The sequence below is a fragment of the Phycicoccus jejuensis genome (assembly GCF_044797865.1).
GTDB lineage: Bacteria > Actinomycetota > Actinomycetes > Actinomycetales > Dermatophilaceae > Phycicoccus > Phycicoccus jejuensis.
In genome coordinates, this window is the sequence record NZ_CP085209.1 from 3,496,107 (window position 1) to 3,512,234 (window position 16,128).

Consider the following 16,128-nt stretch of genomic DNA (forward strand, 5'->3'; position numbering starts at 1 on the left):
GCACCCCACCACGACCCGCGGACGACCGCGGACAGGAGAGAGGTCCAGCCCATGGCACGAGCAACCCACCGGACCGCGCTGGTCGCGGCCACCGCCGCCCTCGCCCTCGGGCTGAGTGCCTGCGGCGGCGGCAACATCGAGCAGCCGAGCGCCTCCGGGACCGCCGGCGGGGGCGGCAAGGAGTGCGGCGACCTGCGCATCGCCGTCAACCCGTGGACGGGGTACGTGAGCAACGCCCACGTCATCGGCTACGTGGCACAGACCAAGCTCGGCTGCAAGGTCACCTACCCCGACGTCAAGGAGGAGGTCGGCTGGCAGGGCATGGCCTCCGGGTCGATCGACACCATCGTCGAGAACTGGGGCCACGCCGACCTCACGAAGAAGTACGTCGACGAGCAGAAGACCGTCCAGGACGCCGGCCTCACCGGCAACCAGGGAATCATCGGCTGGTACGTGCCGCCGTGGATGGCCGAGAAGTACCCGGACATCACCGACTGGAAGAACCTCAACAAGTACGCGTCGATGTTCAAGACCTCCGAGTCCGGCGGCAAGGGCCAGCTCCTCGACGGCGACCCCTCCTACGTGACCAACGACGAGGCGCTCGTCACGAACCTGAAGCTCGACTACAAGGTCGTGACCGGTGGCTCGGAGGCCGCGCTCATCACGAGCTTCCGGCAGGCCGAGAAGAACAAGACGCCGCTGCTGGCGTACTTCTACGACCCGCAGTGGTTCTTCTCCGAGATGAAGCTCGTCAAGGTCAACCTCCCGGAGTACACCGACGGCTGCGACGCCGACGCCAAGAAGGTCGCGTGCGACTACCCGCCCTACGCGCTCAACAAGCTCATCGCGACGAAGTTCGCCGAGTCCGGTTCTCCCGCAGTGGACCTCATCAAGAAGTTCCAGTGGACCAACGACGACCAGAACGCCGTCTCGGAGATGATCGCCAACCAGAACATGAGTCCTGACGACGCGGCGAAGAAGTGGGTCGAGGCCAACCCCGACAAGGTCGCCGCCTGGCTGTCCTGACCCCCGTCCGACCCCGCCGTGCCGCGGCGCCCACCCGGGCGCCGCGGCACGCGGCCGTTGACGGACGACGTGATCCACCTCACACTGCTGCTGTTGTGCGATGCGCACAGCGTTCCGTCCAGCGCAACCGAGGGGCACGGCCATGGCGACGACGACACCACCCCCGCTGACCACCGAGCAGGCGCCGGAGCCGCCCCGGCGCTCCCCCGTCGACAAGGTGGTCTTCGGGGTCGCGGCGACCCTCTCGCTGCTCTTCCTCGTCTACGGCGCGGTCGACGGCGAGGGCTTCGGCGAGACCGGCGGCAGCATCCTCGGCTGGATCACGACGAACTTCGGCTGGTTCTTCGTCCTGACCAGCGGCGGCTTCGTCGTCTTCAGCGCGTTCCTCGCCGTCAGCCGCTACGGCAACATCAAGCTCGGCCCGGACGACTCGGTGCCCGAGTTCTCGACCTTCTCGTGGGTCTCGATGATGTTCGCGACCGGCATGGGCATCGGGCTGATGTTCTACGGCGTCGCGGAGCCGCTCACCCACCTCAACACGCCACCGCTCGGGCTCGCCGAGCCGGGCAGCGACGAGGCCGCGCACCTCGCGATGGAGTACACGTTCTTCCACTGGGGCGTCCACCCGTGGTCGATGTACGCCGTCATCGGGCTGACCATCGCCTACTTCGCCTACCGCAAGGGCTCAGGCAACCTCATCAGCGCGGCGTTCCGGCCGCTGCTCGGCGACCGCGTCGACGGCGCCGCCGGCAAGGGCATCGACACCCTCGCCGTCCTCGCGACCCTCTTCGGCTCGGCCACCTCGCTCGGCCTCGGGGCGCTGCAGATCACCGGCGGCCTCTCCGACGTCTTCTCGGGCCGGGAGTACGGCACGGCCGCCGCGGTCGCCGTCATCGCCGTCCTCACGCTCTGCTTCGTCGTCTCGGCGGTCAGCGGCATCGACCGCGGCATCAAGTGGCTCTCCAACGCCAACGCCGTCGCCGCCGCGCTGCTCGCCCTCTTCCTCTTCGTCGTCGGGCCGACCGTGTTCATCCTCTCGACCTTCACCGAGTCGATCGGCGGCTACCTGACGCACCTGCCGACGATGAGCTTCCGCACCGGCGTCTTCGGCGGCGGCGAGTGGCTCAACGGCTGGACGATCTTCTACTGGGCCTGGTGGGTCTCGTGGACCCCCTTCGTCGGGATGTTCATCGCCCGCATCTCCAAGGGCCGCACCATCCGCCAGTTCGTCGTCTTCGTCATCGCCATCCCCTCGCTCGTCTCGTTCGTCTGGTTCTCGATCCTCGGCGGCGCCGCCTTCGACCTCCAGCTGACCCAGGGCGAAGACATGAAGGCGCTCGTCGACTCCGGACTCGAGACGACGCTCTTCGGCACCCTGCGGGCCTACCCGCTCGCCACGGTCACCGTCGTGCTCGCCGTCTTCCTCATCGCCATCTTCTTCGTCACCGGCGCCGACTCGGCCTCGATCGTCATGGGGATGCTCAGCCAGGGCGGAGACGAGGAGCCCCGGCGCTCGCTCGTCGTCTTCTGGGGCGTCGCGACCGGCGCGGTCGCGACGGTCCTGCTCGTCACCGGCGGCGAGGACGGGCTCGGGGCGCTGCAGACGGGGGTCATCATCATCGGCTTCCCGTTCCTCATGGTGCTCATCGCGCTGTGCGTCTCGCTGTGGAAGGCGCTGCGGCAGGAGACCTTCGAGTCGACCCTCCAGGGGCCGATCCGGCGGCACCTGCGCGAGCACCCGGCGGCGCGCCAGGACGTCTGAGCCGGACGGCGGACGACCGGTTGGCACGGCGTCCGCCGTCTGCCATGCTGTGCGAACGTGTTGCACGATAAGCGCCGGGTTGCGCGATACGCACCACCGGCGTGACGGAAGGACCCCCCATGGCCGCTCTCCCCGCCTCCGCGCGCTGCGTCGTCATCGGCGCCGGCATCGTCGGGAACTCGCTCGTCCACCACCTCGCCGAGCTCGGGTGGACCGACATCGTCCAGCTCGACAAGGGGCCCCTGCCGAACCCGGGCGGCTCCACGGGCCACGCGAGCAACTTCATCTTCCCCGTCGACCACTCACGCGAGTTCGCCGACATCACGCTCGACTCGATGCGCCAGTACAAGGAGCTCGGGGTCTTCACGGAGTCCGGCGGGTACGAGGTCGCGCGCACCGAGGAGCGGATGGAGGAGCTGCGCCGCCGGATGAGCAGCGCGAAGGCGTGGGGCATCCCCGCCGAGCTCGTCACCCCCGAGCAGGTCGCCGAGAAGGTGCCCTTCCTCGACAAGGACGTCATCATCGGCGCCGCCTGGTTCCCGACCGTCGGCGTCGTCGACAGCCTCCGCGCCGGCACGATCATGCGCGAGCGCGCCGTCGAGCGCGGCGCCCTGACGACCGTCCCCAACGTCGAGGTGACCGGCATGGAGGTCGTCGACGGCCGCATCCGCGCGGTCGAGACCACCCAGGGCCGCATCGAGGCCGAGACCGTCGTCGTCGCCTGCGGCGTGTGGAGCCCGAAGATCGCCCGGATGGCCGGCGCGCACATCCCGTTGACCCCCGCGGTCCACCAGATGATCTCGGTCGGCCCCTGCGAGGTGCTCGCCGAGAAGCCCGGCGAGATCAGCTACCCGATCGTGCGCGACATGGACACGTTCTGCTACGAGCGCCAGCACGGCTCCGACATGGAGGTCGGCTCGTACGCGCACCGGGCGATCCTGTGGGACCCCGAGGACATCCCCTCGATCGAGCAGAGCAAGCTCTCCCCCACCGAGATGCCGTTCACCGAGGACGACTTCGACCCGCAGCTCGAGCAGGCCCTCGAGCTCATGCCCGAGCTGCTCGGCGACGAGCGGGCCGAGATCCGCTACGCCATCAACGGCCTGCTGTCGCTCACGCCGGACGGCTACCCGATCCTCGGCGAGACGCCCGAGGTCAAGGGCCTCTGGTCGTGCGCCGCGGTGTGGATCAAGGAGGGCCCGGGCACCGCCCGCGCGGTCGCCGAGTGGATGACCCACGGCAACCCCGAGATCGACCTGGGGCACAGCGACATCGCGCGCTTCCACCCGCACCAGAAGACGCGGGCGCACGTCAAGGCGCGCACGTCCGAGTCGTTCATCAAGACCTACGGCATCGTCCACCCCGCGGAGCAGTACGGCAGCAACCGCGACGTCCGCCTCGCGCCGATGCACGCCTCGCAGAAGGAGCTCGGCGCGGTCTTCTACGAGACCGCCGGCTGGGAGCGGCCGCACTGGTACACCTCGAACGCCGGGCTCGTCGAGAAGTTCGGCCCCGAGCAGACGATGCCGCGCGAGCACGAGTGGGACGCGCGCTGGTGGTCGCCCATCATCAACGCCGAGCACCTGCAGATGCGCGAGGCGGCCGGGCTCGTCGACCTCTCCGCGTTCGCGATCTTCGACGTCGTCGGGCCGAGGGCGCTCGAGGCCGTGCAGCGGATCATCGTGGCGCAGGCCGACGTCCGCATCGGCCGGGTCGTCTACACCCCGGTGCTCGACGAGCGCGGCGGGTTCCGCTCCGACCTCACCGTGATGCGCCTCGCGCACGACCGGTTCCGGGTCGTCACCGGCGGCGCGCACGGCATGGCCGACAAGAAGTGGTTCGCCGACCGGATGCCCGAGGACGGCGGCGCGGTCGTCGTCGACCTCACCTCGAGCTGGACGACGATCGGCCTCTGGGGCCCGAAGGCCCTCGAGATCCTCTCCGGCCTCACCGACGCCGACGTCTCGCCCGGCGGCTTCGCCTTCGGCACCTGCCGCGAGATCGAGGTCGGGACGCTGTCGGTGCTCGCCTCGCGCATCTCGTACGTCGGCGAGTTCGGCTGGGAGCTCTACGTGCCCATCGAGGCGGGAGCCGCCCTGTGGCAGAAGCTCCTCGACGCCGGCACTCCCCTCGGGATGGTGCCCGTCGGCATCGGCGTCTACGGCACGACCGGCCGGATCGAGAAGGGCTACCGGGCCTACGGCTACGAGCTCGACACCGAGCGCACGCTGATGGAGACCGGCATGTCGCGGGCGAAGTGGAAGGAGCAGGACTTCATCGGCAAGGACGCGGTGCTCGCGCAGGCCGACGCGGCCCCGAAGGCGGTCCTCTGCTCGCTCACCGTCGACGACCACACGTCGGCGTCCGGGGTGAAGCGCTACATGCTCGGCGGCGAGCCGATCCTCACCCGCGAGGGTGGCACGCTGACCGACGGCCACGGCCGCCACCCGTACGTGACGACGGCCGGCTCCGCCCCGAGCCTCGGCAAGCACGTGCTCATGGCCTTCCTCCCGCCGGAGGTCGCCACCGTCGGCACCCAGCTGGCCGTCTCGTACATGGAGGAGCTCTACCCCGTGACGGTCGCCGCGGCCGACGCGACCCCGCTCTTCGACCCCGAGAACCTGCGGATCCGGGGGCGGGCGTGACGAACGTCCTCGTCTGCGTCAAGCGCGTCCCCGACCCCACCGGCGAGGTCGTCCTCACGCCCGACGGGCTGCGCGTCGACGGCCGGTACGCCGGCTACACGACGAGCGCCCACGAGGAGGCCGCCGTCGCGCTGGCCGTCCAGGTCGCCGAACCCTCGGGCGGCACCGTGACGGTGCTGTCGGTCGGCTCCGAGGACAGCCTCGAGCAGGTGCGCGCCGGCATCGCCGTCGGCGCCACCGACGGCGTGCTCGTCGAGGCCGACGCCGACCTCCTCGGCCCGGCCGACGTCGCCGAGGCCGTCGCGGAGGCCGTCCGGGCCCGCTCGGACGCGGGGACGACGTACGACCTCGTGCTCCTCGGCAACGACGCCGCCGACACCGGCGACTTCCAGGTCGGCGTGCGGCTGGCCTACCTCCTCGACCGTCCCGTCGTCGCGGGCGTGCAGACCGTCACCGTCGACGGCGACGTCGCCACCCTGCACGCCAAGGGACCGGAGGGCACCGAGGTCTACGAGGTCACCCTGCCCGCGGTCGTCACCGTCCTCGAGGGCGGGGTGTCGCCGAAGTACCCGAGCGTCATGGGGCGGATGCGCGCGAAGAAGGCCGAGGTCGAGCGGATGACGTGGTCGGGCACCCCCGGCGGGTCGGGCCGGGAGGCCCTCACCGTGCCCGAGGCCCCGCCGAGCCAGGTCACCGTCCTCGGCGAGGGGCCGACCGCCGCGCCCGCCCTCGTCGCCGTCCTGCGCGAGCTCAAGGTGGTGCACTCGTGAGCGTCGTCGTCCTCGTCGAGGTCGAGGAGGGACGGGCCTCGCTCGTCTCCCGCGAGACCCTCGCCTTCGCCCGCTCCCTCGGCGCCGGCGACCTCCACGCCCTCGTCGTCGGGTCCGCGTCCGAGGCCGTCCTCGCCGACTGCCGCGAGGCCGGGGTCGTGGTCGTCCACGAGGCCGCCGACCCCGCGCTCGAGCGGTACGCCGCCGCGGCCTGGGCCGCGGCCGTCGAGGCGGCCGGCCGGGCCGCCCGCGCGGACCTCGTGGTGGCCCCGGGCACCGGCCGCGGCAACGAGGTCCTCGCCCACGTCGCCGCCCGCCGCGGGCTGCGGATGGCCGCCAACGTCGTCGCCGTCGAGTCGCTCTCACCGCTCGTCGTCCAGCGCCAGGTCGTCGGCGGCGCCGCCCTCGAGCGGGCGACGGTCCCGAGCCGGGTCCGGCTGCTGTCGATGGCCGGGCACGCCGTCGAGCCGACCCCCGCGGACGCTCCCGGCGAGGCGCGCGTCCAGCCGCTGGCCGTCGCCGTCGACCCCAAGGACCTGCGCGCGCAGGTCGTGCGCGTCGAGCGGCGCGAGCAGGGCGACAGCTCGGGGCTGACCGCGGCCAAGGTCGTCGTCGGCGCGGGACGCGGCGCGGGCGGGCCGGACGGCTTCGCGGCCGTCGACGCCCTCGCCGAGCGCCTCGGCGGGGCCGTCGGTGTCTCGCGCGTCGTCACCTCGCTCGGCTGGCGCCCGCACCACGAGCAGGTCGGCCAGACCGGCTCGCGCATCGCGCCGGACCTCTACCTCGCCTGCGGCATCTCGGGGTCGATCCAGCACTGGGCGGGCTGCGCCTCCAGCCGGACGATCATCGCCGTCAACACCGACGCCGACGCCCCGATGGTGACCAAGGCCGACTACGCGGTGATCGGCGACATGCACGAGGTGCTGCCGGCCGTGCTCGAGGAGCTCGGCTGAGCGGGCACCCGCCCTCAGTCCTCGAGCGCGGCCCAGTCCGCCTTCTCGGGCGCCGCGGCCTGCCCCTCGGGGCAGTGGGCCCGCAGGTCGCACCAGCCGCACAGCGGCCCGGTGACGGCGGGGAACATCGAGGACTCCGCCCCGCGGCGGGCGAAGTCGGCGTCGGCCCGGCGCGCGTCGCGCATGATCGAGCGCGCCCGCTCGACGTGCCGGCCGATGGACTCACCGGTGTGCTCGTGGGCCGCGACCGTGCCCGAGGGCACGTGGTGCAGCTCGACCCGGCGGACCGGGCGGCGGAACATCTTCCAGACGGCCGCGGCGTACAGGGCGAGCGGCAGCGAGGTGCGCGCGTCGTCGTCGGTCGAGACCTGGCGCGAGGTCTTGTAGTCGACGACGACGAGCTCACCGTCGCGGTCGTCGAGCCGGTCGATGCGGCCCTGCACGCGCAGGTCGTCGCTGACGAACGACACCGTGCGCTCGATGCCGACGGGCCGCTGCTGCGGGCCGGAGCGCTCGAGGTAGGCGACGACCGCGTCCTGCATCCGGGCCCGCCAGCGGGCGGACTGGGCGGCGTCGCGGAAGCCGACGTCGATCCACGCCTTCTGCACCAGGCGCGCGCCGAGCTGCGGGGTGCGCTCGGGCTGGTCCCACCAGTCGCGCAGGGCGTTGTGCACGGCGTTCCCGAGCGAGGTGTGGGCCCGCTGCGTCCGGGCCGGCGGGCGCGGGCGGTCGAGGTAGGCCAGGCGGTAGCGGCGCGGGCAGTCGAGGAAGGTGAGCAGCTTGCTCGGGCTGCCGCCCCAGAGGGGCTCGGGCATGCCGGGGAACGCCGCCTGCTGCGGCTGCGCCTGCTCCCCCGTGCCCGTCACGGCACCGACGGTAGCCGGTACGTCCGACGCGTCCGCAGGGCCGTCCCCAGGCGCTCCCGGCGGATGACACACTGAGCGCCTCATGGCCATCTCCTCCTTCGACCTGTTCTCCGTCGGCATCGGTCCCTCCAGCTCGCACACCGTGGGCCCGATGCGCGCCGCCCACACCTTCGTCACGGCGCTGCGCGAGGACGGCCTGCTGCCCCGCGTCGGCCGGGTCAAGGCCGAGCTCTTCGGCTCGCTCGGCGCCACCGGCCACGGCCACGGCTCGGTCAAGGCCGTGCTCCTCGGCCTCGAGGGCGAGGCGCCCGAGACCACCGACCCGCGCGCCGCCGAGAACCGCGTCGACGAGGTCCGTGCCGCGCGCACGCTGCACCTCGGCGGCAGCCACGACGTCGCCTGCGACCCCGACGTCGACGTCGTCCTCCACCGCCGTGCGACCCTGCCCTTCCACTCCAACGGGATGCGCTTCACCGCGTGGGCCTCGGCCGACCCGGCCGAGGGCGAGGAGCCGCTGCGCACCCGCGAGTACTACTCGGTCGGCGGCGGCTTCGTCCTCGACCAGGACGAGGTCGGGCAGAACGAGATCGTCCCCGACCACACGCCCGTCCGGTACCCGTTCACCACCGGGGCGCAGCTGCTCGAGCGGTGCGCCGAGGCCGGCCTGCCGATCAGCGGCGTCATGCTCGCCAACGAGCTCTCGTGGCGCACCGAGGCCGAGGTCCGTGCCGGGCTGCTGCACCTCTGGGAGGTGATGCAGGAGTGCGTCGACAACGGCTGCCGCACCGACGGCGTCCTCCCGGGCGGCCTGCGCGTCCAGCGCCGCGCGCCCCGGCTCGTGCGCCAGCTGCGCGGTGAGCACGCCGGCGACCCGCTCGCCGCAATGGACTGGGTCACCCTCTACGCGCTCGCCGTCAACGAGGAGAACGCCAGCGGCGGGCGCATCGTCACCGCTCCCACCAACGGCGCGGCGGGCATCATCCCGGCGGTCCTGCACTACTACACGCGCTTCGTGCCGGGCGCCGACGACGACGGGGTCGTGCGCTTCCTCCTGACCGCGGCCGCCATCGGCACGCTCTACAAGGAGAACGCCTCGATCTCCGGCGCCGAGGTCGGCTGCCAGGGCGAGGTCGGCTCGGCCTGCTCGATGGCGGCCGGCGCCCTCGCGGAGGTCCTCGGCGGCACCCCCGGCCAGGTCGAGAACGCGGCCGAGATCGGCATCGAGCACAACCTGGGGCTCACCTGCGACCCGGTCGGCGGGCTCGTCCAGATCCCGTGCATCGAGCGCAACGCCGTCGCCTCGGTCAAGGCCATCACCGCCGCCCGGCTCTCGCTGCGCGGCGACGGCCGCTCGGCGGTCGTCTCGCTCGACAAGGCGATCAAGACGATGCGCGACACCGGGCGCGACATGAAGGTCAAGTACAAGGAGACCGCGCGCGGCGGCCTCGCCGTCAACGTCATCGAGTGCTGAGGCCGGGCCACCTCTCCCTCCCCACCCGTCGAGTGAACAGAACACGCCGTCCGGACCGCTTGCCCGACGGCGTGTTCTGTTCGCTCGACGGGGTGCGCGCTCGCCTGACCTGCACTCCTTGACGGTCGGAGCGGTTCTCCGACAGGCTGGTCCATCCGTCCCCACCCCGACAGTCAGGACGACCATGGCCGACCTGTACCTCGACGGCGCCTGGGTCGGCGCCGCTGCCGGCGGTCGCCGGACCATCGTCTGCCCTGCCGACGGCACGACCGTCGGAGAGGTCGACGAGGCCGACGAGACCGACACCCTCGCGGCGATCGACGCCGCCCGCCGCGCGGCCGACGACGGCCGCTGGCGCGACACCCCGCCGACCGAGCGGGCCGCCGCCCTCGGGCGCATCGCGGACCTCCTCGAGCGCGACACCGACGAGATCGCGCGCGCCGAGGCCCTCGACACCGGCAAGCGCTTCGAGGAGGCGAGGCTCGACGTCGCCGACGTCGTCAGCGTCTTCCGCTTCTACGCCGGCAAGGGCGAGGACGTCGAGCGCGTCCGCGAGGTCGACCCCGGCCAGCCGCACGTGCGCAGCCGTGTCGTCCGTGAGCCGATCGGCGTCTGCTCGCTCATCACACCGTGGAACTACCCGCTGCTGCAGGCCAGCTGGAAGGTCGCGCCGTGCCTGCTGGCGGGCAGCACCTTCGTGCTCAAGCCGAGCGAGATCACGCCGCACTCGACGATCCTCATGGTCCGCGCGATCGAGGAGGCCGGCGTGCCGGCCGGCGTCGCCAACCTCGTCCTCGGCACAGGGCCCGGGTGCGCCGGCCCGATGTCCACCGACCCGCGCGTCGACCTCGTGTCGTTCACCGGCAGCCTCGCCGTCGGCAAGCACCTCATGAAGCAGGCCGCCGACACCGTCAAGCGGGTCGCCCTCGAGCTCGGCGGCAAGAACCCCAACATCGTCTTCGCCGACGCCGACCGGGAGGCCGCGATCGACAACGCGATGACGGCGGTCTTCCTCCACTCCGGCCAGGTCTGCTCGGCCGGCGCCCGGCTGCTCGTCGAGGAGTCGGTCGCGGAGGAGGTCGTCGACACGATCGTCGAGCGCGCCGGGGCCATCCGGATGGGCCCGCCGTTCGACCAGGACGCCCAGACCGGGTCGCTGACCAGCGCCGAGCACCTGAAGAAGGTCGAGGACTACGTCGCGACCGGGCTCGCCGAGGGCGCCCGGCTGCGCTGCGGCGGCGCCCGCCCCGACGACGAGCGGCTCGCGAGCGGCTACTACTACCTCCCCACCGTCCTCGACCGGTGCCACGTCGACATGCACGTCGTCCAGGAGGAGTCCTTCGGGCCGGTCCTCACGGTCGAGACCTTCCGCACCGAGGAGGAGGCGGTCCGCCTCGCCAACGCCACCCGCTACGGCCTCGCCGGCGCGGTGTGGACCAGCGACACCGAGCGGGCCCGCCGCGTCGCCCGCGCGCTGCGCCTGGGCACCGTGTGGGTCAACGACTACCACCCGTACGTCGCCCCCGCCGAGTGGGGCGGCCACAAGCAGTCCGGCATCGGCCGCGAGCTCGGCGAACTCGGCCTCGAGGAGTACCAAGAGACCAAGCACGTGTGGGAGAACACCGAGCCGGCCCCGACGGGGTGGTTCTCATGAGCGTCCTCGACCGCGTCACCGACACCGCCCGGAGCCTGCGCGACCGGACGACGATGGCCGAGGTCCCCGACCAGGTCGACTACGTCGTCGTCGGCGGCGGCAGCGCCGGGTCCGTCCTCGCCAACCGCCTCTCGGCCGACCCCGGCACGAGCGTGCTCGTCCTCGAGGCCGGCCGCAACGACCTCAAGCTCGACCCGTTCATCCACATGCCGGCCGCGCTGCCCTTCCCCATCGGCAGCCGGTTCTACGACTGGAAGTACGAGTCCGAGCCCGAGCCGCACATGAACGGCCGGCGGATCTACCACGCGCGCGGCAAGGTCCTCGGTGGGTCGAGCTCGATCAACGGGATGATCTTCCAGCGCGGCAACCCCAAGGACTACGAGCGCTGGGGCGCCGACCCGGGGATGTCCGACTGGGACTACGCGCACTGCCTGCCGTACTTCAAGCGGATGGAGACCTGCCTCGCCGGCGCCGACACCTGGCGCGGCGGCGACGGGCCCCTCGTCATGGAGCGCGGCCCGGCCACGAACCCGCTGTTCACGGCGTTCTTCGACGCCGCCGAGCAGGCCGGCTACCCGCGCACGAGCGACGTCAACGGCTACCGGCAGGAGGGGTTCGCGCCCTTCGACCGCAACGTCCACCGCGGCCGCCGCCTCTCCGCCGCGCGCGCCTACCTCCACCCGGTCATCGACCGCCCTAACCTCCACGTCCGCACCCTCGCGATGACGACGAAGGTGCTCTTCGAGGGTACCCGCGCGGTCGGGGTCGAGTACCTCGCGTTCGGTCGGAGGCACACGGTGCGCGCCGGCGAGGTCATCCTCTCCGGCGGCGCGATCAACACCCCGCAGCTGCTCCAGCTCTCGGGCGTCGGCGACCCCGAGCTGCTGCGGCCGCTCGGCATCGACGTCGTCTCCGGGCTGCGGGGGGTCGGCGAGCACCTCCAGGACCACCTCGAGGTGTACATCCAGCACGCCTGCACCCAGCCGGTCTCGATCGCGCCGGGGCTCGCCTACAAGAACCGCCCGAAGCTCGCCGCCGAGTGGCTGTTCCTCCGCAAGGGCCTCGGGGCGACGAACCACTTCGAGGGCGGCGGCTTCGTCCGCAGCAACGACGACGTCGACTACCCGAACCTCATGTTCCACTTCCTGCCGATCGCGATCCGCTACGACGGCTCGAGCCCGGTCGAGGGCCACGGCTACCAGGTGCACATCGGCCCGATGTACTCCGACGCCCGCGGCTGGCTGCGCATCCGCAGCACCGACCCGCGGATGAAGCCGGCCATGCAGTTCAACTACCTCTCGACCGACCAGGACCGGCGCGAGTGGGTCGAGGCCATCCGCGTCTCGCGCGAGATCCTCGCCCAGCCGGCCTTCGCCCCCTACGACGGCGGCGAGATCTCGCCCGGGTCGAAGGTCGAGACCGACGAGGAGATCCTCGACTGGGTGCGCGCCGACGCCGAGACGGCCCTGCACCCCAGCTGCACCGCCCGGATGGGCACCGACGACCTGTCGGTGCTCGACCCGACGTCGATGCGCGTCCACGGCACCGAGGGCCTGCGCGTCGTCGACGCCAGCGCGATGCCGTACGTGACCAACGGCAACATCTACGCGCCGGTCGTCATGCTCGCCGAGAAGGCGGCCGACCTCATCACCGGTGCCACCCCGCTCCCGCCGTCGGACGCGCCCTGGTACGACCTGCGGGCCGGGAGCCCGCTCGACCCGCCGACGTCCTGACCGCCCCACCGAGGAGGACCCGATGAGCGCCGCCACCGACACCCCGCCGACCGACACCCCGGAGGCCGGGCCGCCGGACGAGGGCGGCACGACGGGCCTCCTCGGCGGGCCACCGGTCCGGATGCCGGTCTTCGTCGCGTCCCTCACCGGCGTGCTCGTCGTCGCGCTCTGGGCGCTGCTCGCCCCGTCGTCCGCCGAGAGCGCCCTCGGCGCGGTGACCACGTGGGCGACCCAGTGGTTCGGGTGGTTCTACGTCCTGCTCGCCACGGCGGTGCTCGGCTTCGTCGTCTGGCTCGGGCTCTCGCGCTACGGCCACGTGCGCCTCGGCCCCGACCACTCCCGGCCGGAGTTCTCCACCTTCGCGTGGGCCTCGATGCTCTTCGCCGCCGGCATCGGCACGGACGTGATGTTCTACTCCGTCGTCGAGCCGGCGTCCCACTACATGGCGCCGCCCGAGGGCGGCCCGGCTCCCGAGAGCATCGAGGCCGCGCGCGACGCGACGGTCTGGACGCTCTTCCACTACGGCGTCACCGGCTGGGGCATGTACGCGCTGATGGGTCTGGCCCTCGGCTACTTCTGCTACCGCAAGGGCCTACCGCTCGCCGTCCGCTCGGCCCTGGCCCCCGTCCTGGGCAAGCGGATCGACGGCCCGCTCGGCCACGCCGTCGACACCGCCGCGGTGCTCGGGACGATCTTCGGCGTCGCGACCTCCCTCGGCATCGGCGTGGTCTTCCTCAACGTCGGGCTCAACGTCCTCTTCGGCGTCGGCGTCGGCACCGGGGCGCAGATCGCGCTCGCCGCGCTGGCCGTGCTCATGGCGGCGGTGTCGGCGACGAGCGGCGTCGACCGCGGGATCCGGTTCCTGTCGCAGCTCAACGTGCTCCTCGCGCTCGGGCTCGCCGGGTGGGTGCTCGTCACCGGCAACACCGCGCTGCTGCTCAACGGCGCCGTCGCCAACGTCGGCGACTTCCTGCGCACCTTCCCGGCCAAGACGCTCGAGACCTTCCCCTTCGTCGACAACGCGACGTGGATGAGCACGTGGACGCTCTTCTTCTGGGCCTGGTGGGTCGCGTGGGCGTCGTTCGTCGGGCTCTTCCTCGCCCGGATCTCGCGCGGCCGGACCATCCGGCAGTTCGTCCTCGGAACGCTCGTCATCCCGTTCGCGTACATCGTCATGTGGATCTCGGTGTTCGGGAACGCCGCGATCGAGCGGATCCGCGGCGGCGACACCGACTTCGCGCAGGCCGCCCAGGACTTCACCGGCGTCGGCTTCTACGACCTGCTCTCGCAGTACCCGGCCGGCAAGGTCGTCATCGCGCTCGCGTTCTTCGTCGGGCTGCTCTTCTACGTCACCTCCGCCGACTCGGGCGCGCTCGTCATGGCCAACCTCACGAGCCGGCTCGGTGACCTCACCGAGGACGCGGCGGGCTGGCTGCGCATCACGTGGGCGGCCGCGACCGGCCTGCTGACCATCGCGATGCTCCTCGTCGGCGGCATCACCGCGCTGCAGTACGCGACGATCATCTTCGGCCTGCCCTTCGCCGTCGTGCTCGTGCTCGTCATGGTCGGGCTCGTGCGCGCCCTGCGCGTCGAGGGACGCCGGGCGGACAGCCGGACCCAGAGCATGTACGGCCTGCTCTCGGCGCGGGCCGCGACGACCCGCCGCGAGGACCGCGCGACCTCGTGGCGGGCGCGCGTGGCGCGGGCGACGAACTTCGTCGACCGCCGGGACGCCGTCCGGCACCTCGAAGGGGTCGTGGCCCCGGCGCTCGCCGAGGTCGGCGAGGAGCTGTGCCGCCACGAGGTCGAGACGACGTGCGAGGTCGACCTCGGGGGCACGGCCCCGTCGGTCACGCTGCGCACCCCGGCCGCCGAGCCGCCGTTCGTCTACCGCGTCGAGGTCGAGATGGCCCCGGTGCCGACCTACGGGGGTCGGATGGTCCAGAGCCGCGACTCCTACGCCCGCCTCGAGGTGCACCTCGCCGACGGCGGGCAGGGCTACGACGTCATGGGCTGGTCGGCGGCGCAGGTCATCCACGACTGCCTCGACCACTACGAGCGCCACCTCGAGTTCCTGCGGCTCGCGGAGCCGACCACTTCGGCCTGAGCGCCGCGGGCGGCCGGGCGTGACCGGCGGCGAGAAGCAGGGCCACCGCCGCGCCGGCGAGCCACGGCGCGGCGGGGTCCAGCCCGAGGAGCGCACCCCCGAGCAGCGGTGCGACGAGCGTCGCGACCCCCCACGAGAGGCCCTGGACCGTCATGACGGCGGCCTCGGCGCCGGGCACGGCGAGGCGGGACGCGACCGCCTGCTGGGTCCCGACGACCAGCGTCCCGGCGGCGCCCTCGAGCACCGCGCCGGTGACGAGCGCGGGCACGCCACCGACCGCCCACGTCGTGAGCGCCGCGCCGAGCAGCGCGAACCCGGCCGCGAGCACCCGGTGGGCCGGGGCGTCGACCTCGACCCGCGCGAGGACCCGGTGCGTGGCGACCGCCGACAGCGCGCCGGCCACGAGGAGCCAGGCGGTCGTCGACGGCGGGTGGCCGGCCCGCTCGACGGCCAGCGGGAGGACGAGCACGACGACCATGACGACGGTGGCCGAGACGGTGCACAGCCCGGCCCACCCGAGCACCGGCGGACGCAGCGCGGACCGCCAGGCGCGGGGCACCCGCGACGGCCGTGGCAGCGCGGGGAGGAGCAGCGCGACGAGCGCCGCGGCGAGGAGGCTGCTCGCGGCGTCGACGGCGAAGAGGGCACCGACGCCCCAGCGGGTGACGAGGGCGGCGAGCACGCCGGCGACGACCCCGGCCACCGAGAGGCTCGCCCAGAGCAGCGAGAAGCGCGAGGCCCGCCGCCCCGGCTCGACGCCCGCGACGACGGCGGTCTGGGTCGCCGGCTCGACGACCTCGTAGGCCAGGCCGAGGGCGACGACGCCCGCCCCGACGACGAGGAGGTCCTCCCCGGCCGCCACGACCGCCTGGGCCACCCCGGCCGCGGCCAACCCGGCGACGAGGGCGGCGCGCGGGCCCCACCGGGTCGTCACGACGCCCCCGAGGACCCGCGAGGGGATCGTCGCCGCGCCGAACAGCGCGAGGACGACCGAGGTCGTGCCGAGCGGCACCCCGAGGTCGCGCGTGAGCCGGACGCCGAGGAACCCCATCCCGGCGCCGCCGAGCCGGTTGACGACACGGGCGGCGACAAGGACGCCGATGACTGACGTAGGCTTCTTCAGCAGTGACACGCACGTGAG

At 72.8% G+C, this 16,128-nt stretch carries 11 protein-coding genes; 9 read left to right on the plus strand and 2 right to left on the minus strand.

Annotation, left to right across the window (positions count from 1 at the left end):
* Nucleotides 1-51 precede the first annotated feature (51 nt).
* The 5 genes from LG324_RS16605 (at nucleotide 52) to LG324_RS16625 (ending at nucleotide 7,156) form a co-directional block, all read left to right on the plus strand.
* The gene (locus LG324_RS16605; RefSeq protein WP_404349703.1) at nucleotides 52-1,026 is read left to right on the plus strand and encodes an ABC transporter substrate-binding protein; all 975 of its coding nucleotides are present in this window, start codon (nucleotides 52-54) and stop codon (nucleotides 1,024-1,026) included.
* 142 nt (nucleotides 1,027-1,168) lie between these two features.
* Nucleotides 1,169-2,788: a BCCT family transporter gene (locus LG324_RS16610; protein WP_404349705.1), complete on the plus strand. Its 1,620-nt coding sequence runs from the start codon at nucleotides 1,169-1,171 to the stop codon at nucleotides 2,786-2,788.
* Nucleotides 2,789-2,907: 119 nt separating this feature from the next.
* Nucleotides 2,908-5,433: an FAD-dependent oxidoreductase gene (locus LG324_RS16615; RefSeq protein WP_404349707.1), complete on the plus strand. Its 2,526-nt coding sequence runs from the start codon at nucleotides 2,908-2,910 to the stop codon at nucleotides 5,431-5,433.
* A complete protein-coding gene (locus tag LG324_RS16620; RefSeq protein ID WP_404349709.1) occupies nucleotides 5,430-6,203 on the plus strand; it encodes an electron transfer flavoprotein subunit beta/FixA family protein in 774 nt (257 codons plus the stop codon). The genes LG324_RS16615 and LG324_RS16620 overlap by 4 nt, the downstream gene beginning before the upstream one ends.
* Nucleotides 6,200-7,156 (plus strand): electron transfer flavoprotein subunit alpha/FixB family protein, encoded by a 957-nt coding sequence (locus tag LG324_RS16625; protein ID WP_404349711.1) that lies wholly within the window; start codon nucleotides 6,200-6,202, stop codon nucleotides 7,154-7,156. Before LG324_RS16620 ends, LG324_RS16625 begins: the two co-directional genes overlap by 4 nt.
* 14 nt (nucleotides 7,157-7,170) lie before the next feature.
* On the opposite strand, the gene LG324_RS16630 is transcribed toward LG324_RS16625, so the two are convergent.
* Nucleotides 7,171-8,022, minus strand: coding sequence for a RecB family exonuclease (locus LG324_RS16630; protein WP_404349713.1), 852 nt, complete (start codon nucleotides 8,020-8,022; stop codon nucleotides 7,171-7,173).
* A gap of 82 nt (nucleotides 8,023-8,104) precedes the next feature.
* Here LG324_RS16630 and LG324_RS16635 point away from each other — a divergent pair, with 82 nt between their 5' ends.
* The 4 genes from LG324_RS16635 (at nucleotide 8,105) to betT (ending at nucleotide 14,987) form a co-directional block, all read left to right on the plus strand.
* Entirely contained in the window at nucleotides 8,105-9,493 is a 1,389-nt protein-coding gene (locus LG324_RS16635) for an L-serine ammonia-lyase (protein ID WP_404349715.1), read from the plus strand.
* A 184-nt stretch (nucleotides 9,494-9,677) separates the two neighbouring features.
* Nucleotides 9,678-11,147: an aldehyde dehydrogenase family protein gene (locus LG324_RS16640; RefSeq protein WP_404349717.1), complete on the plus strand. Its 1,470-nt coding sequence runs from the start codon at nucleotides 9,678-9,680 to the stop codon at nucleotides 11,145-11,147.
* Nucleotides 11,148-11,200: 53 nt separating this feature from the next.
* Nucleotides 11,201-12,880, plus strand: a complete 1,680-nt coding sequence (gene betA, locus LG324_RS16645; RefSeq protein ID WP_207025355.1) for a choline dehydrogenase — start codon at nucleotides 11,201-11,203, stop codon at nucleotides 12,878-12,880.
* Between the two features lie 22 nt (nucleotides 12,881-12,902).
* Nucleotides 12,903-14,987, plus strand: a complete 2,085-nt coding sequence (gene betT, locus LG324_RS16650) for a choline BCCT transporter BetT (protein ID WP_404349720.1) — start codon at nucleotides 12,903-12,905, stop codon at nucleotides 14,985-14,987.
* On the opposite strand, the gene LG324_RS16655 is transcribed toward betT, so the two are convergent.
* Nucleotides 14,911-16,119 (minus strand): MFS transporter, encoded by a 1,209-nt coding sequence (locus LG324_RS16655; protein WP_404349724.1) that lies wholly within the window; start codon nucleotides 16,117-16,119, stop codon nucleotides 14,911-14,913. The genes betT and LG324_RS16655 overlap by 77 nt on opposite strands.
* Between the last annotated feature and the right edge of the window lie 9 nt (nucleotides 16,120-16,128).

Excerpts from the sequence above, each read along its gene's own strand:
- LG324_RS16605 (WP_404349703.1), top strand. The coding sequence starts at position 52 with ATGGCACGAGCAACCCACCGGACCGCGCTGGTCGCGGCCACCGCCGCC.
- LG324_RS16610 (WP_404349705.1), top strand. The coding sequence starts at position 1,169 with ATGGCGACGACGACACCACCCCCGCTGACCACCGAGCAGGCGCCGGAG.
- LG324_RS16615 (WP_404349707.1), top strand. The coding sequence starts at position 2,908 with ATGGCCGCTCTCCCCGCCTCCGCGCGCTGCGTCGTCATCGGCGCCGGC.
- LG324_RS16635 (WP_404349715.1), top strand. The coding sequence starts at position 8,105 with ATGGCCATCTCCTCCTTCGACCTGTTCTCCGTCGGCATCGGTCCCTCC.
- LG324_RS16640 (WP_404349717.1), top strand. The coding sequence starts at position 9,678 with ATGGCCGACCTGTACCTCGACGGCGCCTGGGTCGGCGCCGCTGCCGGC.
- betA (WP_207025355.1), top strand. The coding sequence starts at position 11,201 with ATGGCCGAGGTCCCCGACCAGGTCGACTACGTCGTCGTCGGCGGCGGC.
- betT (WP_404349720.1), top strand. The coding sequence starts at position 12,903 with ATGAGCGCCGCCACCGACACCCCGCCGACCGACACCCCGGAGGCCGGG.